Annotated in this window: 27 protein-coding genes; 13 read left to right on the forward strand and 14 right to left on the reverse strand. The window is 62.8% G+C overall.

Annotated elements, in window-relative coordinates; all coding sequences use genetic code 11:
* Window positions 1–358: 358 nt before the first annotated feature.
* On the forward strand, window positions 359–1,420 hold the full coding sequence (locus OX459_RS21205) for a porin (protein ID WP_289906468.1): 1,062 nt from the start codon (window positions 359–361) through the stop codon (window positions 1,418–1,420).
* On the opposite strand, the gene OX459_RS21210 is transcribed toward OX459_RS21205, so the two are convergent.
* The 3 genes from OX459_RS21210 to OX459_RS21220 all read right to left on the reverse strand — a co-directional run bounded on the left by OX459_RS21210 (window position 1,408) and on the right by OX459_RS21220 (window position 3,959).
* A complete protein-coding gene (locus OX459_RS21210) occupies window positions 1,408–1,986 on the reverse strand; it encodes a DUF3617 domain-containing protein (protein WP_289906469.1) in 579 nt (192 codons plus the stop codon). The genes OX459_RS21205 and OX459_RS21210 overlap by 13 nt on opposite strands.
* A 67-nt stretch (window positions 1,987–2,053) precedes the next feature.
* Entirely contained in the window at window positions 2,054–3,601 is a 1,548-nt protein-coding gene (locus OX459_RS21215; RefSeq protein WP_289906470.1) for a TerC family protein, read from the reverse strand.
* An 82-nt stretch (window positions 3,602–3,683) separates the two neighbouring features.
* Entirely contained in the window at window positions 3,684–3,959 is a 276-nt protein-coding gene (locus OX459_RS21220) for a hypothetical protein (RefSeq protein ID WP_289906471.1), read from the reverse strand.
* A 282-nt stretch (window positions 3,960–4,241) separates the two neighbouring features.
* Here OX459_RS21220 and OX459_RS21225 point away from each other — a divergent pair, with 282 nt between their 5' ends.
* The gene (locus OX459_RS21225) at window positions 4,242–7,085 is read left to right on the forward strand and encodes a pitrilysin family protein (protein ID WP_289906472.1); all 2,844 of its coding nucleotides are present in this window, start codon (window positions 4,242–4,244) and stop codon (window positions 7,083–7,085) included.
* 216 nt (window positions 7,086–7,301) lie between these two features.
* Here OX459_RS21225 and OX459_RS21230 read toward each other — a convergent pair whose 3' ends face one another.
* The 4 genes from OX459_RS21230 to OX459_RS21245 form a co-directional block, all read right to left on the reverse strand.
* Entirely contained in the window at window positions 7,302–7,988 is a 687-nt protein-coding gene (locus OX459_RS21230; protein ID WP_233516313.1) for an OmpA family protein, read from the reverse strand.
* Between the two features lie 166 nt (window positions 7,989–8,154).
* Entirely contained in the window at window positions 8,155–8,301 is a 147-nt protein-coding gene (locus OX459_RS21235; protein WP_010396376.1) for a lmo0937 family membrane protein, read from the reverse strand.
* Window positions 8,302–8,484: 183 nt separating this feature from the next.
* Window positions 8,485–8,727, reverse strand: a complete 243-nt coding sequence (locus OX459_RS21240; RefSeq protein WP_099664894.1) for a hypothetical protein — start codon at window positions 8,725–8,727, stop codon at window positions 8,485–8,487.
* Between the two features lie 164 nt (window positions 8,728–8,891).
* Window positions 8,892–9,542, reverse strand: a complete 651-nt coding sequence (locus OX459_RS21245; RefSeq protein ID WP_289906473.1) for a glycine zipper 2TM domain-containing protein — start codon at window positions 9,540–9,542, stop codon at window positions 8,892–8,894.
* Window positions 9,543–9,728: 186 nt separating this feature from the next.
* On the opposite strand from OX459_RS21245, the gene OX459_RS21250 reads away from it, so the two are divergent.
* Window positions 9,729–10,505: a Crp/Fnr family transcriptional regulator gene (locus OX459_RS21250; RefSeq protein ID WP_099664892.1), complete on the forward strand. Its 777-nt coding sequence runs from the start codon at window positions 9,729–9,731 to the stop codon at window positions 10,503–10,505.
* A gap of 95 nt (window positions 10,506–10,600) precedes the next feature.
* On the opposite strand, the gene OX459_RS21255 is transcribed toward OX459_RS21250, so the two are convergent.
* Window positions 10,601–10,819: a glycine zipper 2TM domain-containing protein gene (locus tag OX459_RS21255; protein ID WP_010396384.1), complete on the reverse strand. Its 219-nt coding sequence runs from the start codon at window positions 10,817–10,819 to the stop codon at window positions 10,601–10,603.
* Between the two features lie 177 nt (window positions 10,820–10,996).
* Window positions 10,997–13,033: an AsmA family protein gene (locus tag OX459_RS21260; protein ID WP_289906474.1), complete on the reverse strand. Its 2,037-nt coding sequence runs from the start codon at window positions 13,031–13,033 to the stop codon at window positions 10,997–10,999.
* Between the two features lie 253 nt (window positions 13,034–13,286).
* On the opposite strand from OX459_RS21260, the gene OX459_RS21265 reads away from it, so the two are divergent.
* The 7 genes from OX459_RS21265 (at window position 13,287) to OX459_RS21295 (ending at window position 17,760) form a co-directional block, all read left to right on the forward strand.
* Window positions 13,287–13,691 (forward strand): DUF4398 domain-containing protein, encoded by a 405-nt coding sequence (locus OX459_RS21265; RefSeq protein WP_099664890.1) that lies wholly within the window; start codon window positions 13,287–13,289, stop codon window positions 13,689–13,691.
* Window positions 13,692–13,716: 25 nt separating this feature from the next.
* A complete protein-coding gene (locus OX459_RS21270; protein ID WP_099664889.1) occupies window positions 13,717–14,616 on the forward strand; it encodes an OmpA family protein in 900 nt (299 codons plus the stop codon).
* A gap of 192 nt (window positions 14,617–14,808) precedes the next feature.
* Window positions 14,809–15,345 (forward strand): ferritin-like domain-containing protein, encoded by a 537-nt coding sequence (locus tag OX459_RS21275; RefSeq protein ID WP_070224913.1) that lies wholly within the window; start codon window positions 14,809–14,811, stop codon window positions 15,343–15,345.
* A gap of 58 nt (window positions 15,346–15,403) precedes the next feature.
* Complete coding sequence (locus OX459_RS21280; RefSeq protein ID WP_035826246.1) at window positions 15,404–15,706, forward strand: DUF883 family protein; 303 nt, start codon at window positions 15,404–15,406, stop codon at window positions 15,704–15,706.
* 18 nt (window positions 15,707–15,724) lie between these two features.
* Window positions 15,725–16,111: a phage holin family protein gene (locus OX459_RS21285; protein WP_251350778.1), complete on the forward strand. Its 387-nt coding sequence runs from the start codon at window positions 15,725–15,727 to the stop codon at window positions 16,109–16,111.
* Between the two features lie 21 nt (window positions 16,112–16,132).
* Entirely contained in the window at window positions 16,133–16,471 is a 339-nt protein-coding gene (locus OX459_RS21290) for a hypothetical protein (protein ID WP_035826249.1), read from the forward strand.
* Window positions 16,472–16,605: 134 nt separating this feature from the next.
* A complete protein-coding gene (locus OX459_RS21295) occupies window positions 16,606–17,760 on the forward strand; it encodes a patatin-like phospholipase family protein (protein ID WP_251350777.1) in 1,155 nt (384 codons plus the stop codon).
* Window positions 17,761–17,788: 28 nt separating this feature from the next.
* On the opposite strand, the gene OX459_RS21300 is transcribed toward OX459_RS21295, so the two are convergent.
* Genes OX459_RS21300 through OX459_RS21310 form a run of 3 tightly spaced genes read right to left on the reverse strand, consistent with a single transcriptional unit; the run spans window position 17,789 to window position 18,800 of the window.
* A complete protein-coding gene (locus OX459_RS21300; protein ID WP_289906475.1) occupies window positions 17,789–18,091 on the reverse strand; it encodes a hypothetical protein in 303 nt (100 codons plus the stop codon).
* A 44-nt stretch (window positions 18,092–18,135) separates the two neighbouring features.
* Window positions 18,136–18,288, reverse strand: coding sequence for a DUF3309 family protein (locus OX459_RS21305; RefSeq protein WP_010396415.1), 153 nt, complete (start codon window positions 18,286–18,288; stop codon window positions 18,136–18,138).
* A 59-nt stretch (window positions 18,289–18,347) separates the two neighbouring features.
* Window positions 18,348–18,800: a glycine zipper 2TM domain-containing protein gene (locus OX459_RS21310; RefSeq protein ID WP_077401560.1), complete on the reverse strand. Its 453-nt coding sequence runs from the start codon at window positions 18,798–18,800 to the stop codon at window positions 18,348–18,350.
* A gap of 265 nt (window positions 18,801–19,065) precedes the next feature.
* Here OX459_RS21310 and OX459_RS21315 point away from each other — a divergent pair, with 265 nt between their 5' ends.
* The 3 genes from OX459_RS21315 (at window position 19,066) to OX459_RS21325 (ending at window position 21,283) form a co-directional block, all read left to right on the forward strand.
* Entirely contained in the window at window positions 19,066–19,620 is a 555-nt protein-coding gene (locus tag OX459_RS21315) for a hypothetical protein (RefSeq protein ID WP_099664885.1), read from the forward strand.
* A gap of 82 nt (window positions 19,621–19,702) precedes the next feature.
* Window positions 19,703–20,014, forward strand: coding sequence for a BON domain-containing protein (locus OX459_RS21320; protein ID WP_046682432.1), 312 nt, complete (start codon window positions 19,703–19,705; stop codon window positions 20,012–20,014).
* Between the two features lie 177 nt (window positions 20,015–20,191).
* Window positions 20,192–21,283 (forward strand): AI-2E family transporter, encoded by a 1,092-nt coding sequence (locus OX459_RS21325; RefSeq protein WP_251350953.1) that lies wholly within the window; start codon window positions 20,192–20,194, stop codon window positions 21,281–21,283.
* A 60-nt stretch (window positions 21,284–21,343) separates the two neighbouring features.
* On the opposite strand, the gene OX459_RS21330 is transcribed toward OX459_RS21325, so the two are convergent.
* Window positions 21,344–22,291, reverse strand: a complete 948-nt coding sequence (locus tag OX459_RS21330; protein WP_099664884.1) for a YihY/virulence factor BrkB family protein — start codon at window positions 22,289–22,291, stop codon at window positions 21,344–21,346.
* 70 nt (window positions 22,292–22,361) lie between these two features.
* Window positions 22,362–23,387: an OmpA family protein gene (locus OX459_RS21335; protein WP_289899244.1), complete on the reverse strand. Its 1,026-nt coding sequence runs from the start codon at window positions 23,385–23,387 to the stop codon at window positions 22,362–22,364.
* Window positions 23,388–23,390: the final 3 nt, after the last annotated feature.

Below are 23,390 nucleotides of genomic sequence, written 5' to 3' on the forward strand. Positions count from 1 at the left end.
ACGGGCGAGCCGCTGTCGGTAAAACCAGTAGTGTACCGCCTGCGTCAATTCTCGCAACGTTCGCCACCGAACATTGCTTTACGGCAGGGCCTGCATTTAACGCCATTTTGCCGCAAATTGCCTGAATCATGCTCACTCTTGCGTGTTGTCAGTACGCGACGTGGTTTCATGGCCTAAGCTGAAGTTTCTGTTGTACAACGCACGGATGGCTGGACAAAAAGCGAGGATAAGGTAACACTAAGATCAGACACACAGCGCATGTCCTGATCAATACCGGGAAGTTTCAATTCACGTTACCGAGATATTTATCATGCAGACCTCGTATTTTGCGCTTGCTGTGATAGGGATGGGGCCGTGGATGCTTTTTGCACCGGCCCAGGCTGCCGATGGCGCAGGCAGTGCCGCATCCACTAACGTTGCCGTGTACGGCGTGCTCGACGCGGGCATCGTGGCCGAGCGGGGCTGCGCCGCCAATTGCGCCAACACCAAGGTGTCCGGCGGCGTCGCGTCCGGTTCGCGCCTGGGCGTGCAGGGCCGCGAAGCGCTGGGTAATGACGTGTCCGCCGTATTTACCCTGGAAGCGGGCATCCAGAACGACACGGGCCAGTCGGAAGAGGGCCGTTTGTTCGGCCGCCAGGCCTACGTGGGCCTCGACAGCCGCCTGGGCGCGCTGACCCTGGGGCGCCAGTACAATCCCCACTACCTGGCCCTGACCGACGTGGCCGACCCGTTCAAGGGCGGCATGGCCGGCAGCGCCGGCAACCTGGCCGGCTACAGCGTGAAACGCTACGACAATACCGTCAAGTACGTGACGCCCGCCTTGCGCGGCGTGACTGCCAGCGCCATCTACAGCTTTGGCGAGTCGCCGTACAGCAACGCCAGCAACCGCGCGTATGGCGCCACGCTTGGCTATTCGGCCGGCGCCGTGAATGTCAGCGTGTCGCACCAGCGCAAGAATAACCTCATCCTCGCTTCCGGCACCTTGCCCGCCATCGACATGTCGGCCCGCAATACCCTGATCGCGGCGAATGTCGACCTGAAAGTGGCCACCGTCTTTGCCGCCGTGGGCGTGAACAAGGGCTACGGCAGCTCGCCGTGGGACCCGAACAACGCCTACAGCGCGCTGGCCCTGTCGATGTCGTCGTCGGACAGCCGCGACACCTTGCTGGGCGTGTCCGTGCCCGTGGGCGGCTTCAAGCTGCTGGCGTCCTGGGTGCGCAAGGATGACCGCGACCTGGCCAACCGCGACGCCAGCCAGATGGCCGTCGGCCTCACGTATTCCCTGTCAAAACGCAGCGATTTCTACGCGTCCTACGCGAAGATCCACAACAAGAACGGCGCCCGCTACACGGTGGGCAATGCCAGCGACAGCGGCCGCGGTGATGCAGCGTTCAACCTGGGCTTCCGTCACGGCTTTTGAGCTGCCGTCGTGGCCGGGGCAGGGCAGCTGGCGCCCAGCCACTTGCCGCTGCTCGTCACATTCACCTGTTCCGGCGCGCCGCGCGCGCTGGTCGTCACGGCCAGCTGCATGTTGAAAGCCTGGTCGCCCGTGAACATGACCTTGCCTTCGCCGCTCGATTTCGGGTTGGCGCAAGTGAACGATACCTGCATGCCGCCCGCGATGTCCGTGTTTTTCGACTTGCAATCGCCGGGCTGGCCCGTGGGAATCTGCTTGCGCGCCGCCATGTCCGGCGTCACGCACGCCGTCACGCGCACGGCGCCGTCGGCGCCCACGGTGGGCATGGCCATGCCGCGGCTGGCCGCCATGCTTTCCAGCTGCTTGCGTTGATCGGGAGGAAGGTTGCCCAGTTGTTGCAGCACCATGGACATGGCGTTGTCGGTGGCGGCGTCCGGCGACGCCATCTTGCTGTCGACTTGCCACAGGCCCGGCTTGATGCTGGCGGATGGCGAGGCGGCGTGGGCGCCGGCGTGGCTGCCTAAGGCGGCGCAAGCCAGCAGGGTCAGGCGTAGCAGGGATTTTTTCATTGTGGGGTCTCCGGTATGGGCAGACCCCAGCATACGGCATGGCAAGCGGGGCACGCTTGCCATTGTGTTACAAACTGTGATCGGGCTCGATGCGGCGCACGTCCACGCAGGCGATGCGGCGCTCGTCGGCTTCGACGATTTCATAACGCAAATCATCGAGTTCCAGCACTTCGCCCACGGCCGGCATGTTTTCGAAATGCGCCAGCAGGAAGCCGGCCAGCGAGTTGTATTCGCCATCTTCGCTGACCAGCGTTTCCGTCTCGAACACTTGCTCCAGGTAATGCAGATCCGTCGCGCCATCGATGCGCCAGTGGCCGGGGCCCAGCACTTCCACGTCCGGCTGCTCGTCCTCGTCGGGGAATTCGCCGGCGATGGCTTCCAGGATGTCGATGGGTGTGAGCACACCCTGCACGGTGCCGAACTCGTCGACCACCAGCACCAGCTGGCCGCGCGAGCGCTTTAACGTTTCCATGGCTTTCAGCACGCCGGCCGCTTCCGGCACGACGACGGCTTCGCGCATGCTGTCCGGGTCGATCTTGCCGCGCGACACCAGGTCCTCGATCAGGTCCTTGCTGCGCGCGATGCCGACCACGTTGTCCAGGTCGTCATTGCAGACAGGAATCATGCTGTGCGGCGTTTCGCGCAGCAATTGCAGCATCTTTTCGCTGCTGTCGTTCAGGTTGACCCACGACACGTCGCCGCGCGGCGTCATGACGGAGCGGATCGAGCGTTCGGCCAGGGTCAGCACGCCGCTGACCATGTTGCGCTCTTCCACGCCGAAGGCGGAAACGTCGGGCAGTTCCTTGACTTCGTGCTCTTCCACGGCTTCGCGGCCCTTGCGTCCGCCCAGCAGGCTCAACACGGCTTGCGCCGTGCGGTCGCGCAGCGGGGCGTTCGACTGCAGCTTGAGGAAGTTGCGGCGTGCCAGCTGATTGAAGAATTCGATGACAATCGAGAAACCGATAGCGGCGTACAAATACCCTTTCGGAATGTGGAAGCCCAGGCCTTCGGCCACCAGCGACAGGCCGATCATCAGCAGGAAGCTCAGGCACAGCACGACGACGGTAGGGTGGGCGTTGACGAAGCGCGTCAGCACTTTCGACGCCAGCATCATGACGACGATGGAAATGACGACGGCCGCCATCATCACGTACAGGTTTTCCACCATGCCGACGGCCGTGATGACGGCGTCGAGCGAAAAGACAGCGTCGAGCACGACGATCTGCGCCACCACGAGGCCGAAGCCGGCGTAGACTTTCGGGCCAGTCTGGGCGTGCGTGACCCCTTCGAGGCGCTCGTGCAGCTCGCTGGTGGCCTTGAACAGCAGGAACAGGCCGCCGACGAGCAGGATCAGGTCGCGTCCCGAAAATGAGAATGTCAGTATGGAAAACAATGGCGTGGTCAGGGTGACCAGCCAGGAAATCAGCGAGAGCAGGCCCAGGCGCATGACGAGGGCCAGGGTCAGGCCCAGCACCCTGGCCTTGTCGCGCTGGTGCGGCGGCAATTTCTCGGCCAGGATGGCGATGAAAATCAGGTTGTCGATCCCCAGTACGATTTCCAGTACGACCAGCGTCAGCAGGCCGACCCAGATTGTCGGGTCAAATAACCATTCCATGTGTATAACCTTGTAAAGTCGATCAGTGTAAAGCGTGCCTGGTGGCTAAAGCCCCGGGCGCGTGGGTGCTGCATGCATGTCTTCAGGGGCGGACGCGCGGCGGCCGGGTGGCCAGCCGCACGTCCGCTTCGGCAAGTGCGCCCGGTCCCGCTTGCCAAATGATGGCGCAAAACGGCGCCCCCTGGCGCGAGCTCGGGTACAGCGTGATGGGGTCGTTGTCGCATTCTTCAGTATCGCAGCTGTCGCCAGGCAGGTCCGCATGGAGGCTGGCGTCAGCACAATCGATGCCGAAGGCGGGCGTGGCGGCAGCGCCGGCCGCGATTGCATGCTGGAATGGGGAAGGACTGGCGTAGGCCATGCTGGCGAACGCCTGGGGTAACGCGATGAAAACAAAAAGGCAGAGCAGGACGAGAGCTCGTCTCATATACAGGCAGATAGTTCTGGAACCATGGAGTATAACACGGGCACATAACAGCTCGATGACAGGACTTGCGTAAGTGATAAGTATGCCGTAAATTGCGAGAGCAATGATTTCCCTGGGCGGCGAAGACGCAGCGCGGGTCCATGGCAATTCTTGCGTTTGTATTCCATGGCGCCGCTTGTGCGCTTGTCTAAAACGTAGTGTTACCAGGACTCTGCCTTGAAACCCATTACCGCCCTCCTGCTTGCCGCCGGCATCCTCTCGCCTTCGTTCATCCTTGCCGCCACCCCGGTGGAAGCGGCGCCGACCCAGAAAGCCGGCAAGGCTGCGCCCAGCCGCGCCGCCGTCAAAGTCACGTCCGTCGAAGGCATCACGGAATACCGCCTGGCCAATGGCTTGCGCGTGCTGCTGTTCCCCGACGCCAGCAAGCCCACTTTGACCACCAACATCGTTTACCTGGTCGGTTCGCGCCATGAAAACTATGGCGAAACGGGCATGGCCCACTTGCTCGAGCATTTGCTGTTCAAGCCCAGCGCCAATTTCGGCGTCAAGAAGGGGAGCAAGACCCCCGTTGAGATCCTGAACTCGACGGGCGCCCAGTTCAACGGCACCACCTGGTACGACCGCACCAATTACTACGCCACCTTCCCCGCCAACGACGACAACCTGCGCCAGATGCTGGCCATGGAAGCGGACCGCATGGTGAACGCGGCCATCGACCAGAACGACCTGTGGAATCCGAAGACGCAGAAGGGCGAAATGACCGTCGTGCGCAATGAGTTCGAAATGGGCGAAAGCGACCCGATCGGCGTGACGAGCGAACGCATCCAGGCCGTCGCCTACGACTGGCACAACTATGGCAAATCGACCATCGGCGCCCGTTCCGACATCGAACAGGTGAACATTCCCCGCCTGCGCGCGTTTTACCATAAATATTATCAGCCGGATAACGCCGTGCTGATGGTGGCGGGCCGCTTCGACGAAGCCAAGGTCTTGAAGCAGATCAATGAGCTGTTCGGCAAGATCCCGAAACCGACGCGCGTGATCGAACCGACCTACACGGCCGAACCCGTGCAGGATGGCGAGCGCGCCGTGACGGTGCGCCGCAGCGGCGGCACGCAGTTCGTCGGCGCCGGCTACCACGTGGCGCCGTCCGGCAACCCGGACGCCGTCGCCATCGAGGTGCTGGGCCACGTGCTGACGGACGCGCCGGCCGGCCGCCTGCACAAGGCGTTGGTGGAAAGCAAGCTGGCCAGCAAGATCGAATACAACTCCGTGAGCAACCTGGAGCCCGGTTACAACCTGTTCGGCGCGCTGGTGCCCGTCGATGGCAACCTCGACGCGGCGCAAGCTGCCATGCTGAAAGTGCTGGAAGACTTGAAATCGCAGCCGGTCACGGATGCGGAAGTGGCGCGCGTGAAACAGCAGCTGAACAAGCAGATCGAACTGGCCACCTCGAACACGGCGAGCCTGACGATCGCCCTGACGGAATCGCTGGCGGCCGGCGACTGGCGCCTGTTCTTCCTGCAGCGCGACCAGCTCGACAAGCTGACGACGGCGCAAGTGCAGGCGGCGGCCGAGAAATACCTGAAGAGCTCGAACCGCACCCTGGGCCGCTTCATCCCGACCGATGCGCCGGACCGCACCGTCGTGCCGGCCTACGCCGACGTAGCGCCGCAACTGGCCGGTTACACGGGCCGCGCCGTCGTGGCGCAGGGCGAAGCGTTCGACCCAAGCCCCGACAATATCGAAGCGCGCACCACGCGCTTCACCTTGCCGAACGGCTTGAAGGGCGCCTTGCTGCCGAAGAAAACCAAGGGCAGCACGGTCAGCGTCGTGTTGAAACTGCGGATCGGCAGCGAAGAGAGCTTGCGCGGCAAGGGGCAAGTGGGCAGCTACACGGCGAATCTGTTGTCGCGCGGCACGGATAAACTGTCGCGCCAGGAAGTGAAGGACAAGTTCGACCAGCTGGGCATGCAGGTCGCCATCACGGGCGGCGCCGAGGGCGTCACCGCCATGCTGACGGGCAAGCGCGAAAACTTGCCGGCCGCCATGGACTTGCTGGCGCAAGTGCTGCAAAAGCCGGCCTTGAACGAGACGGAATTCTTGGAATTGCAGCGCGAGCGCGTCGGCCGCGCGGAGCAGGAATTGCCTGAACCGCAGCCGCTGGCCGTGAACGCCTTCCGCCGCCTGCTCGACGCCACGCCGGAAGGCCATGTGCGCCACGTGGCCACCTTGCCGGCCGAGCTGGCGCAATGGAAAGCCATCCAGGTGGCCGACGTGAAAGCCTTCCATGGCGCCTACTATGGCGCGTCGAACGCGACTTTTGCGGCCGTGGGCGACTTCGACCCGGCCGCGCTGAAGGCGCAAGTGGCCAGCCTGTACGGCAGCTGGAAGGCGCAGCAGCCGTATGTGCGCATTCTTGACACCGTCAAGCCCGTCAGCGGCGAGAAAGTCACATTGGAAACGCCGGACAAGGCGAACAGCGTGCTGTTCGCCATCCAGCCTATCCCCCTCAAGGATGACGCCGCCAGCTATCCCGCCTTGCTGATCGCCAATCACATGCTCGGCGGCGGCGCCTTGCGCAGCCGCCTGGCCGACCGCATCCGCCAGAAGGAAGGCCTGTCGTACGGCGTCGGCTCGCAAGTGAGCATTCCATCGCGCGAACCGGCCGGTTACTGGATGGCGTATGCCATCAGCGCGCCGCAAAACACGGTCAAGGTGGAAGCGGCCCTGCGCGAGGAAATCGCCAAGGTGCTGGCCGACGGTTTCACGCAAGACGAATTGACGGAAGCGAAAAAGGGCTGGCTGCAATCGGAAGAAGTGGAGCGCACGCAGGATGCGGGCCTGGCGCGCGAACTGGCCGGCTATCTGGCGCAAGACCGCACCATGGCGTACAACAAGGACCTGGAAGCCAAAGTGGCCGCCTTGACCCTGGCGCAAGTAAACCAGGGCTTGCGCGACTACCTGAAGCCTTCGGCCGTGTCGATCGTGACGGCGGGCGACTTCGCCAAGGTGGCGAAAGAGGGTGAAAGCGGCGCCAAGGCAACGACGTCGAAATAAGCTGCTTCAAAATAAGCTGCTTTAAATGGAAAAAACCCGTTGGCAAGTGACCTTGCCAGCGGGTTTTTTTACGATCTTGATTTTGATGTCAACATCCCGACACCGAACAAAACCGTAGCGAGCGGAAGGGAGAGGTGGCCGAGAAGCGCAACCGTACTTTAGTACGGTGAGCATCGCAAGCCGCCTATACCGACGCGCAGTAGGTTTGGTTCGGTGTTACCCCCGCGGGGCTAGCTCTGCTACGTAGATTTCCACGCGGCGATTGCGTGCGCGTCCCGAGGCATCCGCATTCGAGGCGATCGGCTCGCGGGCGCCGCGGCCTTCCGTGACGACGCGGGTCGGCGAGACGCCGCGCATGGACAGGTAGTCGCGCGTGTGGGCCGCGCGTTCCACCGACAGCGGTTCATTGATGGAATCGCTGCCCGTGCTGTCCGTATGGCCGATGATGCTGACCGTCGTGTTCGGGTTTTCATTCAGGGTGGCGGCAAAGCGGTCGAGAATCGGGCGGAAGTTGCCCTTGATGTCGGCGCGGTTGGTGTCGAAGGAAATGTCGCTTGGAATTTCCATTTTCAGGCGGTTATCGGCCGTCTGCGACACTTGCACACCAGTACCCTGTGTCGCCTGTTCCATCGCGCGCTTCTGGTTTTCCATGCGGTTCGACCAGATATTGCCGACCACGGCGCCAGCCGCCGCACCCAGCAGGGCGCCGCCGGCCGTGCGGCCGCTGCTGCCGCCACCGGTGGTGCCGCCGATCAAGGCGCCCAGGCCCGCGCCGATGCCTGCGCCCGTGGCCGTGCCACGTTGCGTCGAGGACATGTCCGCGCAGCCGGTGGCGGCCAATGCGATCACCAGCATGCCGATCAGGGATTTGGCGCCAGGGCCTTTTTTGAATGTTTCTTTCATGGATTTTCTCCTTGTTTTGTTATGGGGACATACCCAGGACTACCCGTACACGTTACTGCAAAACGACGCCGCTTGCCAGTGCGCGCACACCGTGCGAAAAATACGGCAAAAGGCGACGCCCGTTTGCACGCGCGCCGCTCTTGTCAGACCTGGCTAAGGGCCTGGGCTATAAGCCGCGCCCGCTGATCAGGCGCAGCAGCACCATGATCACGGCGACCACCAGCAGGATGTGAATGAAGCCGCCAATGGTATAGGAAGTTACCAGGCCCAGCAGCCAAAGAATGATGAGTACGACGGCGATTGTATACAGCATGATGTGTCCTCCGAGAGTAATGTGTGGATGACGGCGACTGCCGTGGCCTTGCAGGCGCTGGCGCGTGGCGCCGTCATCGGTTCTTGTCATTGCGCGGCGACCGGGTCGCTGAACGCTGATGCCATGACTAAGTGTCTACTTTGTTTCCCTTGCGTTCTGTACGCTGTCGTACACAAGGCTCAACTATCGGGGGCGGTCCGCGTGTTCATCGGCCATGCCCGGCACCCACGCCAGCATGCCGGCCATGCCGACTGCGCCCGCCAGGCAGCTGACCATGCCGCCCGTGAGCAGCAGCATGACGCCGAATACGGGGCTGCCCGCCGGCGGCGCCAGGTCCAGCGCGCAGAAGCCCAGCGCGGTGGCCAGCAGGCCGCCGCCAATAAAGCCCAGCCAGATCCTGTTGCTGCCTGTCTTGTCGTCTTCCATGGCGTCTCCTTTGACATTCCGTTGAACTTTCCTGAATGCATCATCTCGCGGGACGGCAAGCTCATCTGTACGCCAGCGAACATTGCCAAAAAGAAAACGCCCGGACTAGCCGGGCGTGTGTTTAATTTGCAACTAATCGCGACAGCGGTGCCGCCGCGGTTCGCTTAGCCCATGGCGCGCAAGCCGCCGTTGACGACGCGCACGCGGTCGCCCTGGCGCCAGTTCGGCGCGGCGCTCTGGTGCACGGTGCGCGTCTTGCCGTTATCGAGGCGCACGACGATGTTGTAGCTGCGCGTGGCGCGCACGCTGCCTTCGATCTGGTTGCCGGCCACGGCGCCGCCGACGGCGCCCAGCACGGTGGCCAATTGCCTGCCGTGGCCGCCGCCCACCTGGTTGCCCAGCAAGCCGCCGACGACGGCGCCGCCGGCCGCACCCACGCCGCTGCCTTCGGCGCGCGTATTGACTTCATGGATGGCTTCGATCACGCCGCAATTGGCGCACACCTGCGGCGCCGGGGCGGCCGCGTATTGCGGCTGCGGCTGGCGCACGGGTTGCTGCTGTGGCTGCTGCTGCTGCTGCTGCGGTGGCAGGGCGGCCAGCGGCAAGGCGCCGGCAGGCTGCAGGTTCGCTGGCGGCTGGTTCGCCTGCAGGTTGGCCATCTGCTCGGCCGAGGTGCTGGCCGCCAGCGGCTGGGTGTCGCCCTGGGAGGAGGGCAGCCAGCCCATCAGGGCAGCCGTGCCCACGCCGCAAAACAGCAGGACGGCGACGGCGGCGGCAAGCACCAGCGGATGGAGGGATTTGGTGGTGGTAGTCATGGAAGGCTCCTTGGTTTTTTTAAAATAGTAAAAAGGGTAGTGCGTGTTCTGCGTGTTATGTGCGTCTGTTGCCAGTGTGCTGTGCCGCTTGCTTCGCTTCCGTGCGTCACCGTACATACAGGGCCGGTAGTGCACCGTAGGCTAGGTAAAAATTATGTCGAGTTGTAACGACGCCGAGGAAAAGCAATGCCACCAACGACTGCCAGCATGACCCTGCCCCGCGATGCAGGCCGATCCGGCCTGGGTTCGCCCGTGGGTGCGCCAGACGCCGGCAACCGCTTGCTGGCCAGCCTGCCCGAGCACGACTTGCGGCACCTGACGGCGCTGTTCGATACCGTCACGGTCGAGGTGGGCGAGGTGCTGTACGAACCGGGCCAGCCTATCGGCCACATCTATTTCCCCGGCGATTGCCTGATCTCGCTGCTGGCCGTGGCGGAAGGGCGGATGACCCTGGAAGTGGGCTCCGTCGGCCGCGAAGGCGTGCTGGGCGCGTCCGTCGCGCTCGGTCATGACCTGGCGCAAGTACGTGCCGTGGTGCAACGTTCCGGTACGGCCAGCCGCATCGCGCGCGCGGAGTTCTGCGCCGAGTTCGCCCAGCTCGAATCCCTGCAGCGTTTGCTGTACCGCTACACGGACACCTTGCTGGCGCAAGCCATCCAGATTGCCGTGTGCAGCCGCTTCCACGTGCTCGAGGCGCGTCTGGCCCGTTCGCTGCTGATCACGCGCGACCGCCTGCAGTCGGAAAAATTTCACCTCACGCATGAATTTCTTGCCCACACCCTGGGCGTGCGGCGGGTCGGCGTGACCAAGGCGGCCAGCGCGCTGCAACAGCAAAAACTCATCACCTATAGCCGCGGCAATATCGAGATCCTCGATTCGGCGGGCCTGGAAGCCGTTTCCTGCCGCTGCTACGAGCTGGTCAAGGATAGCGGCGCCATCGGCATGGCCAACGTCTTCGTCTAATTTCCTCAGAATAACTTTTCAATTCGTCAACGGAAGCCGGACGCAAAAAAGCGGGGCGGGCGCCTGGGCACCCACCCCGCTTTTTCGATCAACGATTACTTCGGCTTGACCTGGTTGCCGATCACGCCGCCGACGGCGGCGCCGCCGACTGCGCCGACAGCGCTGCCGCCCGTCAGCACGGAGCCGGCAACGGCGCCGATGCCGGCGCCGATGGCCGTGTTCTTATCCTGGCCGGACATGTTGGCGCAAGCCGTCAGGCTCAGCAGCAGGGCGGCAACGGAAGTGGTGGCAGCGATTTTTTTAATGATTTGCATGATAGTTCTCCTATGAATTCGGACCTCGTGGCGCCGGCATGGTATGGGCCGGTGGGACTTCGTATCGCCACGTCTTGGGTGTTTCAGGCACGATCACAGAATAGATTTGCGGCAAGGCAGGGTCTGTTCGGCAACGCACATAGGGGTGTAACAATTGTAAAAGCACACATGCCGCGCTTAACGGGCCTTGCGCACGGGCTTGCCCGGCTTGGGCGCCACCGGTTTCACGCGCGCCTGGGCCAGCAAGGCCGCGCATTCGCTATCCTCGACGGGGCCGGTGTTGACCAGCGGCAGCAGCGCCGCCACGGGCGCCACCACGGCCAGCGCCAGGGCGCCGCCGGCGCGCAGGGCCAGCACGCCCTTGTCGACGCTCACGTCGGGCTTGCTGAAAGTGCCATGCACATACAGGGGCGAGCGCAGCGAAAAGATGCGCAAGCCCTTGCTGTCCGGCCGCAGGGTGAGGTCCAGCCGTTCATCGGCCAGGTTCACCGTGCCATCGATATGCAGGATGGCGTCATCCGTGTCGACGATGAACTGGCGCGTGCGCATCAGCCCCTTGGTGACGGCGAAGTCGGCCGCCATGCAGTTCAGCTTGACCTGCTTGTCGCCTGCCAGCTTGGCCAGCACGATACTGCCGATATTCAAGCCCATTTCTTCCAGTAACAGCTTGCTGATGCTGCCCCGGTTGATCAGCGCGCGCACTTCGCCGTTCGAGCTGCCCAACAGGGTGGCGACGGAATTGCCCGTGGCCGACAGCGACGCATCGCCATTGATTTCGCCCACGCTCGCTTGCAGGGCCGGCAGGCGGGGGAACAGTTGCTGGATGTGCAGATGGCGGGCGCTGGCCTTGAGTTCGGCCGCGATGCCGTTGGCGATGACCTTGCCGCTGCCGTCGAGCTTGATCTGCGACGTCAGGGTGCCGCCCGCCACGTTGAAGTTGAGCGGCGTCAAAGACAGCACGCCGTCCGTCAGCACGACATGCGTGTCGAGCTTGCTGATCGGCAATTCGGCATCGCGCGTGATCTTGTCGGCCGTGTAGCGCACGTCGGCGTCCAGGCTGGTCCAGCGCTCCGTCTTGAAGGTTTCCACCGGCAAGACGCGGCCGGCCGGCTGCGTCGACGGCACGCCCCGTTCCTTCTTGCTGGCGCTGGAATCGGCGCCCACCAGCGGACCCAGGTCGGAAAATTGCAGCAGGCGCGAGTGGACTTCGCCCGTCAGGCGCTTGCGCGGCGTGCTGGCGGAAAAGGCCAGCTTGCCGTTGATGTCGCTGGAGCCCACCTTGCCGCTGAACTGGTCGTACACCCATTCGCCGCCGCGCGGCGCCAGGGTGCCCGTCAAATGGCCTTCCGTGCTGAAGTGCGGCGTTTCCGGCAGCAGCACGCCCGTCAACGGATACAGGCGCGCCATGCTGGGTCCGGATAGCTTCAGGCGCACGTCGAGCGCGGCCAAGTCGGTCGGGCGGGTCAGTGTGCCTTCGATGGCCACGCTGCTGCCGCTGGCGCGCATGTCGGCCTGGATGGGGAAAGGCGTGCCTTGCCGCTGCAGCGACAGCACGCCGCCCGCCTTGCCGCCGCCCTTGACGGTTTCGCCGCGGTAAGTGCCGGACAGCGTCCACGCGATGCCGTAGCGCGCATCGTCCGCGATGGTGTCGATATCGGCGCGCATCGCCGTCTTGCTGACGCCATCGTCCAGGGTCACGGTGCCCTTGCTGAAGACCACGCTTTGCAATTCCAGCTGCCATGGCGATGGCTGGTCCTGCTTGTCGAAGGTCCAGTTGTTCTTGCCATCCTTGCTGCGCAGCAAGCGCACTTGCGGCGTGTCAAAGCGCAATTGCGGGATGATGATTTTCTTGTCCAGCAGGGCCAGCGGATTGAGCGAGAACGCCAGCTGGCTCACGGTGGCCAGTTGCCCCTTCTCACCCGTGTCCGCCATGGCGTTCGGGTTGCCCAGGCGCACGTCCTTTGCCTGCAGGTGCGGCCAGGGCAGATAGTCGCGCCAGGTTTTTTGCCCCGCGGTGGCTGGCTGTTGCCACGTCAGCGCCAGGTCGCCCTCGATGGCAAACGGCCGTCCCAGCGCGTCGCTGGCGCGCGCATTGAGCCAGGGCTTGGCGCGGTTCCAGTCCATGTTCAGCAGGACGACGGCGGCCGTGACGGGCAGGGCGATCAGCACGGCGGTACTGGCGAGGGCGATTTTTTGACGGCGGGAGAGCGGCATGAGCTGATTCTTTCTGGACAAGTAGTCACGATGCTACAGGAATCGCTCCAAAGCCGGGCCTGTTTCAGGTTTTGCTGGCGGACACGTGCGCTGGCGCACGTTGCCCATGCAAGTATTGTCGATTTCCTACCCTATGTGCGGCACCGAACGGATATGCGGGGATGCGGGGCCTATAACGTCATACATCAAACGCAGTTCCTGATTCGTTCCATGTATGACTTATATCGTTACCTCACTCTCCAGGAGAAGAAAAATGACAAACCGAGATTCCATCAAAACCCCCTTGACCGCCCTGGCTGCCTGCATCAGCGCCGTCGTCCTGATGACGGGCTGCTCCAGCCTGAAAACGCCCGCCACGGCCGATGTCGCCGTGTCGCGCGCCGCCGTCGATAACGCCGCCAGCGCCGGCGCCGCCGACCTGGCTCCCGATGAAATGCGTTCGGCCCGCGAAAAAATGCGCATGGCTAACCAGGCCTTGAAAGACCGCGACTACAAGACGGCGCGCGACCTGGCCGACCAGGCGCAAGCGGACGCCAAGCTGGCGCAAAGCAAGGCCAACTCGGCCAAGGCGACATCGGCCGCCGATGAAATCAACGAGAACATCCGCGTCATGCGCGAAGAGCTCGACCGTGCCAATCAGCAAGCCCCAAAACAATAAGCAATAACAATAACAGGACCCCATCATGAAAAAAGCTACCTACACCACCATTCCCGGCCTGCTGGCCATGGCCGCCCTGGTTGCCGCCTGCAGCTCCGCACCGACCACCACCAGCCTGCTCGACCAGACGCGCGGCGACTACATGGCGGCGCAATCGAATCCGATCGTGTCGACCTATGCGCCACGCGAATTCCGCGAAGCGAGCGCTGCGCTGGAAGCGGCAAACGCGGCCGCCACGCGCCAGGAAGATAGCGAAAAAGTCGACAAGCTGGCTTACCTGGCCAAGCAAAAGATAGCCACGGCGCAAGAAGTTGCCAAGCAAAAGGCGGCGGAAGCCGATATCGCCAACGCCGGCAAGCAGCGCGACCAGTTGCGCCTCGATGCGCGCACGCAGCAGGCTGACCAGGCCACGGCCCGCGCCCAGTCGGCGCAAGCGGATGCGGAAGCGGCCAAGGCCCAGGCACAAGCGGCCGAAGCATCGGCCCGCGATGCGCAAGCGCGCGCCGCCGGTCTGGAAGCGCAGCTGGCCGACCTGGCCGCCAAGAAAACGGAACGGGGCATGGTCATTACCCTGGGCGACGTGCTGTTTGGCACGGACAAGGCGAACCTGACGGCCGATGGCGCGAATACGGCGCGCAAGCTGGCCGACGTGCTGAAAAACAACCCGCAGCGCACCGTGCTGATCGAAGGCTTTACGGATAGCACGGGCGGTTCCGCGCACAACCTGGAATTGTCGCAACGCCGCGCCGAGTCCGTGCGCAATGCGCTGCTGGAGCAAGGCATCAGCCGCGACCGCATCGCCACGAAAGGCTACGGCGCCGCCTATCCGGCCGCCGGCAACGATACGGCGGCAAACCGCCAGCTGAATCGCCGGGTGGAAATTGTCCTGTCTGAGGACAACACGGCCATTCCCGCCCGCCGCTAAAACACCAGGCCAAACCTGCTGCGCGTCGCGACTTGCGGCCTCCGATGCTCACTGTGCTATAGCACAGCTCCGCTTCTCGGCCACAATTCACTGCCGCTCGCTACGGTTTTGCCAGGTGTTTGATTTGTTAGTAGGCAGCACCGGCCGCTACCTGGCCGGTGGATACCCATGCAAGACTTGAAAGGAAACATCATGACCCAAACATCTGTTGAGATTCCAGCTGGCATCGATACGGCCGCCATCCGTGCCGCCGCGAAAAACCTGGACGACGGCGCCGTCACGGCCGGCTATCAGGGCGACCGCCAGGAGTTGATCACCCTGTTGAATGGGGCGCTGGCCACCGAACTGGTGTGTATTGCGCGCTATAAACGCCATTACTACACCGTGAGCGGACGCGACAACGGCACCATCAAGGCCGAGTTCCTGGAACATGCGCAGCAGGAGCAGGAACACGCCGACTGGCTGGCCGAGCGCATCGTGCAATTGAATGGCAAGCCAGATTTTAATCCTGCAACATTGCTTGCGCGTAGCCATGCCGAGTATGATGACTCCGAAGACGTGCAAAGCATGGTGCGTGCCAACCTGATCGCGGAACGGGTGGCAATCGAGTCGTATCGCCAGATGATCGTGAAAATCGGCGACAAAGACCCGACCACACGCCATTTGTTGATCAAAATCATGGCTGTCGAGGAAGAGCACGCCGATGATATGCGCGATCTAATGGAATAGTGTTTTTGAGTAAAGTAGGTATAGTAACTACATTCATCCACAGCTAAGGAGCTAAACCATGTTGGAAAACAATATCACCACCGTCAATAACGATGTCAAAACCCTGGTCAAGGACGCTCAGGCCCTGTTCAGCGCCGCTGCCGCCCTGACCGGCGAAAAAGCCGACGAAGTGCGCGTCAAGGGCATGAAAACCCTGGATGCCGCGCTGGCCAAGGCACATGAAGCGCAAGCGTCGGCCATCGTCGCCACCAAGCAGATGGCTGCCCAGGCAGACGGTTATGTCAAGGAAAACCCATGGCGCACCGTGGCCGTCGCCGCTGGCGTCGGCGTGCTGGTTGGCTTCATCCTGGGCCGCAAGTAATCCACTGTCAGGAGCGATATGGACAAGTCTGCTTCGTCTCACCAGGGGCCGGGATTGATCGGCTCGGTCGCCGGCCTGGCCAAAAACGCCGTCGGACTGATGTTGTCGCGGCTGGAGCTGGCCACCATCGAACTGTCGGAAGTGCGCAATCACATGTTGCAGCTGATTGTCATTTTCGCGTTGGCGACCGTGGCGGGCTTGTTTGCCATCGCTTACGGCAGCGTGCTGGTCGTCTTCCTGGCCTGGGATAGCCTGGGCTGGAAGATCCTGGCGATCATGACGGTCGTGTTCGTACTGCTGGCGATCGCCCTGGTCATGTATGCGCGCGCCATGTTGCGTCAAGGAAAGCTGTCCATGCCGGCCACCATGGCGGAATTGAAGGCCGACCGCGACATGCTGATGTAAGCGGCCTTACGAGGAGAATTCATGTCGGAAAACGACAAACTGGCGGCGCAAGCCGCCCGCAAGCGCCTGCTGATCGCCCAGGGTGAAATGTACCGCGTGGGCATCGTGCATGCGCGCGCCAACGTGGGCTACGCATTGCGTCCCGAATCGATGCTGCAGGGCGTGGTCGAAACGGCCGTCGGCTTTGCCGGCCACCGCGTCGAATCCCTGCTGGCGCCGGGCGGCATGCGTTTGCAAGGCGCCATGCCTTACGTGCTGACGGCGCTGTCATTTATCGGACGCAAGAAGCTGGTCAAGCCGGCCCTGGTCCTCGTGGCCGTTGCCGCCGTTGCCGCCAGCTGGCTGCGCCGCAAGCGCTGAACGCCAGCCGTGTTGCACAGGAACGCCGTCATTGACGGCGTTTTTTTTGCCCGTACCCAACGTCCGGCACGTGCAGGCGCAATCCCTTACAATGATTCACGCCGCACCCGCGCGGCGGACAGAGGGCCATCTCGATGACGAATTCAAAGACACCGATCAATCAGTTAAATCCCTCGCGCCTGCGCATCGTGCTGGTGCTGCAAGGCGGCGGCGCACTGGGCGCCTACCAGGCTGGCGTCTACCACGCGCTGCACGAACATGGCCTGGCGCCCGACTGGGTGGTGGGCACCTCGATCGGCGCCATCAATGCCGCCATTCTTGCCGGCAACAAGCACGAAGACCGGCTCGTGCGCTTGAAACAGTTCTGGCAGCGCGTGGCGCACCGTGACAGCATCGACATGAACCTGGTATCGGACCAGCAGCGCCGCTCGAACATCTGGCTGGCCACGCTCGATACGGTGCTGCGCGGCGTGCCCGGCTTCTTCAAGCCGCGTTCCTTCAGCATGTTTCCGGCAGGAATCGCCGTCAAGCCGGAAGAGGCCAGCTTCTATGACACCAGCGAACTGGCCGGCACCCTCGAGGACCTGGTCGATTTCGATTACCTGAACCAGCCTGGCGGCATGCGCCTGACGGTCAACGCCCTGCGCGTCAAATGCGGCAGCCTCACCAGTTTCGACAGCCAGCAGCAACCCCTGACGGCGGACCATATCCGCGCCAGCGGCGCCTTGCCGCCCGGCTTTGCCGGCGTGCGCGTCGATGGCGACTTATATTGGGATGGCGGCCTGTATTCGAACACGCCGCTGGAGACCGTGCTCGACGATACGCCCCACGTCGACACCCTCGTCTTCATGGTGGACCTGTGGAGCTCGGAAGGGCCGGAACCGACCACCCTCGACGAAGTGCAGACGCGGCAAAAGGATGTCACCTTCGCGTCGCGCTCGAAGCGGCATATCGCCGATTATGTCAATACGCATACCTTGCAGCGCAAATTGCGCGAACTGTACGCCGGGCTGCCCGATACCAAGCACAACCGCCAGCAGACGGAAGAGCTGGTCGCGCTGGGTTGCGACAGCACCATGCACATCGTGCGCCTGCCGTACGCGGGACGCGACTGGCACATGGCGGCCAAGGACATCAATTTTTCCAAGGGCTCCATCGAGTGGCGCTGGGAGCAGGGCTACCAGGATGGCTTGCGCGCGATCAAGGCGGCCGGCTGGCTCGCCTATGTCACGGAAGACACGCCGCTCGTGGTGCACGAACTGCCCCCTTACGAGCGCGACGCCGCCTGATCAGGCCGAGTCGCAAGAGTACGCTTCACTATTGCGGATGGGCTGCTTCGCGCAGTTTTTCCGCGTTCGCCATGTCTTGCCGGTAAGTGTCTTGCGCCTCCTTCAGGCAGGTGGCGCGCGCCGCGGACGGTTCCGAGCGGCAGGCTTTCTTGGCTTCGGCCAGGGCGGCGGCGATTTCCTTGCGCAGGGTGCGCAGCTGGGCTTGCGCCGTGCTGTCTTCCTGGTACCAGCGTTGCGGGTCGCCCGGCTGCGGCGTGGCCGTCTGGGCCAATGCCAGCGGCGCCAGGCTGCAGGCGAACAGGGTGGCCAACAGTGTGCTGTGGATAGTCATGATATTTCCTCCTTGAAATAAAAAAGGCGCCGTAGCGCCTTTTTTTACAACCTGCCCGTCAGTAATAGCAGGATCAGTATCACTACGACGAGGCCGGCGATGCCGCTGGGGCCGTAACCCCAGTTGCGGCTGTGCGGCCAGGTAGGCAGGACGCCGACCAGGGCCAGGATCAAGATGATCAGAATGATGGTGCCCATGGTATCTCCTAGTTGGTGCATGGTCCGGCGCAGGCTTGCGGGCAAGCCCGGCCAGGGGATTAATAGCGGTAGACGCGGCCGTCAACGATGCGCACGCGATTGCCGGGGCGCAAGTCATTCGCGTTGTCCTGCACCACGGTGCGGTATTCGCCGTTATCGAGGCGCACGCTGATCTGGTAGCCCTGCGCTTGCTGCCTGCGGCCTTCCACCTGGTTGCCCACGACGCCGCCGGCGACGGCGCCCGCTACGGTGGCGGCCGTGCGTCCGCCGCCCGAGCCGATGGTGTTGCCCAGCAGGGCGCCCGCGATGCCGCCTACGACGGCGCCGGCGCCGCTGGTTTGTCCGCCGCCCTGCACAAGCTGGATGGAATCGACGGTGCCGTACATAGCGGACTCAGGCTGGTTGGCTGGATAGTATGGTTGTTGTGACTGGTAAGAAGGGCCGGTGGCGCAACCGCTCAGTACGGCGGTGGCGGCGAGCATCAGTGCAGCCATGGTGGCGTTGGTTTTCATTTTATTCTCCTGACGAGGTGAGGGTGTAGTGCCATCTTAGTCATGCCCCCGTCCCCGGTCTGTACGCTGCCGCACGTACTTATTTCATGTCGAAATGGTATTTTTTACCACGGCGATCCCGCAAAACGTTGTTATTTCTCCCTGTCTGCCTCCCGCTTTCAAAATAAATTACTTGTGTACGGCAGCGTACAGAAGAGAGGCGGCGATCCACGTAAAACGGTAGTCATGCCAAGCAGACATGCTTGCTACCACCAGGGAGAAATACATGAACAAGAATAAGCTTTTCACCGCCATCGTCGTCAGCCTGGCGTGCGCCGCCTGGGGCGGCCAGGCAGCGGCTGCCACGCCGGAAGCGAAAGCAGCTTACAAGGCGGCCAACGAGCAGGCGGGCCTCAATTACAAGCTGGCGCATGCCGAATGCGAAAAAATCACGGGCAACCCGAAGGATGTCTGCATCGCCGAAGCGAAGGCCGTGCGCGCTTATGATGAAGCCGTGGCCCAGGCGCAATACACGAATACCCTGCGTGCCTACACCAAGGCGCGCATCAAGATTGCCGATGCCAACTACGACGTCGACCTGGCGCGCTGCAATGCGCTGACGGGTAACGACAAGGATGTCTGCGTCAAGCTGGCCAAGTCCACCAAGGTGGCGGCCCTGGCCGACGCCAAGGCAGACAAGAAAGTGATCGAAGCGCGCAGCGATGCGCGCGAAGCAAAAAGAAAAGCCGAGTACAAGGTCGCGACAGAAAAATGCGATGCATTAGCCGGCGCAGCCAAGGATGACTGTATCAAGGCTGCAAAAACCCAGTTCGGTTACTGAGCTCCCTCCGGCGCGCAGTCACCAGACTGGTATAAGAAGCTCATTGTGAGCACATTGATTGACCACTCCTAAGGAAACCACCATGAAATTCACTAAATCTATCGCTACTGGCCTTTTCGTCGCTTCCCTGTTCGCCGTTGCAGGTTGCGCTTCGACCCCGACCAAGGAAGGCACGGGCGAGTACATCGACGACGCGGCCATCACCACCAAGGTGAAAGCCAGCATCTTCAACGAGCCTACCCTGAAATCGACGGAAATCAACGTTGAAACCTTCAAGGGCGTGGTTCAGCTGAGCGGCTTCGTGGCCCAGCCGTCGGATGCCGCCAAAGCAGGCGAAGTCGCCCGTGGCGTCAAGGGCGTGAAGTCGGTGAAAAACGACATCCGCGTCAAGTAATGGCCTGACCTGCCGCAGCGGCCCGCCCCACGGCTGGCCCTGCGGCCCACCACCGACCGTCGCGGGAATCGCATGCATATCCAGCCTACAGATACCCCGCCCGAGCCGGTGGCGGCCGCCTCCACCGAGCCTGCCGGGCCACCTCCCGGCGCGCCCGTGGAGAATCCGGACGCATCCCTGCGTTTGCCGCTGCATGTCAATGCGCGCGGCATGGCGCTGGGCATCATCGCCACCGTCAGCTTCATTTATGCGCTGCAGTGGGCACAGAAATTCCTCATTCCCGTCATCTTCGGCATTTTCATTGCCTATACCCTCAATCCCGTCGTCGCCTGGCTGGAAAAGCTGCGCCTGCCGCGCGCCATCGCCGCCACCGCCGTGACGGCCCTGATCCTGTTCGGCTCCATCGTCGTCGTCGAGCGCGTGCAGGGCGAATTCGAATCCATCGTGGAAGAATTGCCGGCCGCCACGCATAAACTGTCGCGCCTGATCGCCGCCAATACGGGCGGCAAGAACAGCACCTTCCAGAAGATGCAGGCCGTCGCCAATGAAATCGAGCAAGTGGCCGCCGGTGCCGAGGCGCGCCGCAACAACCGCCGCGCCGCCGCGGCCGAGGCGCCCAACTTCAAGATCATGGACTGGGTCTGGGCCGGCTCGCTGGGCCTGGTGGGCTTCCTCAGCCAGGCCACCATGGTCATCTTCCTCGTGTTTTTCCTGCTGCTGTCGGGCGATACCTTCAAGCGCAAGCTCGTCAAGCTGACGGGGCCGTCGCTGAGCCGCAAGAAAGTCACCGTGCACATCCTGGAAGACATCAATACCTCGATCCAGAACTATATGTTCATGCTGCTCGTCACGAATGGCTTGCTGGCCGTCCTGATGTGGATCGCCCTGCGCGTGATCGGCCTGGAAAACGCGGGCGCCTGGGCCATCGTGGCCGGCTTGCTGCACATCATGCCGTATTTCGGCCCCTTGCTCATCACCATCGCCACGGGCCTGGTGGCCTTTTTGCAGTTCGAATCGCTGGAAATGGTCTTGCTGGTAACGGGCACGTCGATGGCGATTGCCACCCTGGTGGGCACCTTTGTCACCACCTGGATGACGGGGCGCATCGCCCGCATGAATCCCACGGCCGTGTTCATCAGCCTGCTGTTCTGGGGCTGGCTGTGGGGCGTCTGGGGCTTGCTGCTGGGCGTGCCCATCATCGTCATCGTGAAAGTCGTGGCCGAGCGCGTGCAGGGCATGGAAGTGGTGGCCGAGCTGCTGGGCGAATAGTTTGCGGTAGCTCAAGAAAAACGGCGCCCGCGGGCGCCGTTTTGATCTGCCGCAGCCGGCTCAGGATTGGTGGCGTTTCAATATCTTGACTTGCACGTCGCCATCGTCCGTCTTCGGCATATCCTTCATGCTGCCCAGTTGCAGGGCGAACTGGCGCGTGAATTCGGCGCCCAGGAAGAAGATTTGCGCCGAGTAATACACCCACAGCAGCAGGGCCACGAGCGAACCGGCCGCGCCATAGCTGCTGGCCACACCGCTATTGCCGATATACACGCCAATTGCATATTTCCCCAGGGAAAACATGAAGGCCGTGCCCACGGCGCCGATCACCACGTCGCGCCAGGACAGGCGCACGCGCGGCAGCATTTTATAGATGACGGCAAACAGGCTGGCGATGACGGCAAAGCCGATCAGGTTCGACAGGATGGTAAACAGCACGGCCGTGTCTTTCCACACGCCTTCCCAGAAATTGGCGAGGATGGCCATGGCCGCATTGACCACCAGCGACACCATCAGCAGGAAGGCCAGCACCAGCACCAGGCCGAAGGACAGCAAGCGCGTGCGCAGCATGTCCCAGGCGCCCGCTTCCTTCAACGGCGGCACTTGCCAGATTTCATCCAGGCTGGCTTTCAGTTCGGCAAACACGCTGGTGGCGCCGAACAGCAGCAGGGCGCTGGCGATGAGGGTGGCGATGCGGCCCTGCTCATGATTCTTCGCGCCGGCCAGCACCAGCTGGATGGCTTCGGCGCCCTGCGTGCCCAGCAAGCCCTGCAATTGCCCCATCAGCTCGCCGCGCGCGGCGGCCGGGCCATAGAAAAAGCCGGCGATGGCGATCACCAGCACGAGGATGGGGGCGATGGAAAACAGGGTGTAATAGGCGAGGGCGGCGCCCTTGCTCGAGGCGCGGTGTTCCAGCCATTCGGTGACGGAACAGACGATGACGCTGCGCATCTGCTTGCTGAACGGCGCCAGGCCGGCCAGTCTGGGATAGCGGGGGGAAATATTCATGATGGCTTTCAATGCAAAAAAGGGGCGCGAGCCCCTTTTTCTATTCACGAGTGGCGTACCACTGTTGAGCTTACTGCACGCGGCGTTCGATGGTGATCTGTTCCACTTCAACGCGGCGGTTTGGTTCCAGGCACTTGATCAGGTCGGCACGCTTCTTGTTATCGCAGGTGACGACAGGATTGGTGGAGCCCTTGCCTTCGGCCGTCAGGCGGTTGGCGGCGACACCGTGAGCGACCAGGTATTCCTTGACTGCATCAGCGCGCTGCTGCGACAGTTTCAGGTTGTACTTGGGCGAACCGATGCGGTCGGCATAACCGCTGATGACGACGTTGTTGACGTCCGGCGCTGCGTTCAGCACGCGGGCGATTTCGTCGAGCTTGGTCTGTGTCGGACCCAGCTTGGCGCTGTCGAACGCGAACAGTTCCGTTGCCGCCATCGTCACTTTTTCAAAGCGTGGCGGTGGTGGTGGTGGCGGTGGCGGCACGACCACGACGACTTCTTCACGCACTGGCGGCGGTGGCGGTGGTGGCGGCGGTGCAGGCGGTTTGTCGAACGCGTAGTTCAGGCCCACGGTGACGTAGTAGTTGTTGGACTTGCTGCTCGGGTCGAAGGTGTTGCCGCGCAGGAAGCCGTGCACATTGCGTACGTCAGCCTGGAGGGACAACTGATCCGTGATGCTGGACTGGAAACCCAGGCCCACGCTGGCGTACGGCGAGCTCTTGCTGCGTTCACCGAAGGCGAAGCTGGTGTCCTTGTCGCGCTGCATGCCGGCACCGACCAGCAGGAAGGGGCGGAAGGCTTTGCGCGAGAACATGTACAAGCCGTCTACGCCCAGCGTATTTTGCTGGTAGCGCTGACCGCCATCCTTGGAGCGGGCATACGTGGTGCCCAGCTGGATATCCCAGTCCGGCGAAACGGGTTTACCGAAACGCAAGCCCGCGCCATAGCCGGTTTTATCCGTGGCGAAGTCGGAATCTGGCTTGAGTGCGTTGATGCTAGGTTGAATGTACCAGGAGGGATTGATTTCCTGGGCCTGTGCGCCGAGGGCGGAGCACAGTACTGCGGCGGCGACGGCGATTTTTTTTAGATTATTCACAAG

Origin of the sequence: Janthinobacterium sp. SUN026 (assembly GCF_030397625.1) — a bacterium.
GTDB classification, from domain to species: Bacteria; Pseudomonadota; Gammaproteobacteria; order Burkholderiales; family Burkholderiaceae_D; genus Janthinobacterium; species Janthinobacterium kumbetense.

Bases quoted from the DNA above. Each gene is read 5' to 3' on its own strand.
- OX459_RS21205 (WP_289906468.1), top strand. From the start codon at position 359: ATGCTTTTTGCACCGGCCCAGGCTGCCGATGGCGCAGGCAGTGCCGCA.
- OX459_RS21210 (WP_289906469.1), bottom strand. From the start codon at position 1,986: ATGAAAAAATCCCTGCTACGCCTGACCCTGCTGGCTTGCGCCGCCTTA.
- OX459_RS21215 (WP_289906470.1), bottom strand. From the start codon at position 3,601: ATGGAATGGTTATTTGACCCGACAATCTGGGTCGGCCTGCTGACGCTG.
- OX459_RS21220 (WP_289906471.1), bottom strand. From the start codon at position 3,959: ATGGCCTACGCCAGTCCTTCCCCATTCCAGCATGCAATCGCGGCCGGC.
- OX459_RS21230 (WP_233516313.1), bottom strand. From the start codon at position 7,988: ATGAAAGAAACATTCAAAAAAGGCCCTGGCGCCAAATCCCTGATCGGC.
- OX459_RS21235 (WP_010396376.1), bottom strand. From the start codon at position 8,301: ATGCTGTATACAATCGCCGTCGTACTCATCATTCTTTGGCTGCTGGGC.
- OX459_RS21240 (WP_099664894.1), bottom strand. From the start codon at position 8,727: ATGGAAGACGACAAGACAGGCAGCAACAGGATCTGGCTGGGCTTTATT.
- OX459_RS21245 (WP_289906473.1), bottom strand. From the start codon at position 9,542: ATGACTACCACCACCAAATCCCTCCATCCGCTGGTGCTTGCCGCCGCC.
- OX459_RS21250 (WP_099664892.1), top strand. From the start codon at position 9,729: ATGCCACCAACGACTGCCAGCATGACCCTGCCCCGCGATGCAGGCCGA.
- OX459_RS21255 (WP_010396384.1), bottom strand. From the start codon at position 10,819: ATGCAAATCATTAAAAAAATCGCTGCCACCACTTCCGTTGCCGCCCTG.
- OX459_RS21260 (WP_289906474.1), bottom strand. From the start codon at position 13,033: ATGCCGCTCTCCCGCCGTCAAAAAATCGCCCTCGCCAGTACCGCCGTG.
- OX459_RS21265 (WP_099664890.1), top strand. From the start codon at position 13,287: ATGACAAACCGAGATTCCATCAAAACCCCCTTGACCGCCCTGGCTGCC.
- OX459_RS21270 (WP_099664889.1), top strand. From the start codon at position 13,717: ATGAAAAAAGCTACCTACACCACCATTCCCGGCCTGCTGGCCATGGCC.
- OX459_RS21275 (WP_070224913.1), top strand. From the start codon at position 14,809: ATGACCCAAACATCTGTTGAGATTCCAGCTGGCATCGATACGGCCGCC.
- OX459_RS21280 (WP_035826246.1), top strand. From the start codon at position 15,404: ATGTTGGAAAACAATATCACCACCGTCAATAACGATGTCAAAACCCTG.
- OX459_RS21285 (WP_251350778.1), top strand. From the start codon at position 15,725: ATGGACAAGTCTGCTTCGTCTCACCAGGGGCCGGGATTGATCGGCTCG.
- OX459_RS21290 (WP_035826249.1), top strand. From the start codon at position 16,133: ATGTCGGAAAACGACAAACTGGCGGCGCAAGCCGCCCGCAAGCGCCTG.
- OX459_RS21295 (WP_251350777.1), top strand. From the start codon at position 16,606: ATGACGAATTCAAAGACACCGATCAATCAGTTAAATCCCTCGCGCCTG.
- OX459_RS21300 (WP_289906475.1), bottom strand. From the start codon at position 18,091: ATGACTATCCACAGCACACTGTTGGCCACCCTGTTCGCCTGCAGCCTG.
- OX459_RS21305 (WP_010396415.1), bottom strand. From the start codon at position 18,288: ATGGGCACCATCATTCTGATCATCTTGATCCTGGCCCTGGTCGGCGTC.
- OX459_RS21310 (WP_077401560.1), bottom strand. From the start codon at position 18,800: ATGAAAACCAACGCCACCATGGCTGCACTGATGCTCGCCGCCACCGCC.
- OX459_RS21315 (WP_099664885.1), top strand. From the start codon at position 19,066: ATGAACAAGAATAAGCTTTTCACCGCCATCGTCGTCAGCCTGGCGTGC.
- OX459_RS21320 (WP_046682432.1), top strand. From the start codon at position 19,703: ATGAAATTCACTAAATCTATCGCTACTGGCCTTTTCGTCGCTTCCCTG.
- OX459_RS21330 (WP_099664884.1), bottom strand. From the start codon at position 22,291: ATGAATATTTCCCCCCGCTATCCCAGACTGGCCGGCCTGGCGCCGTTC.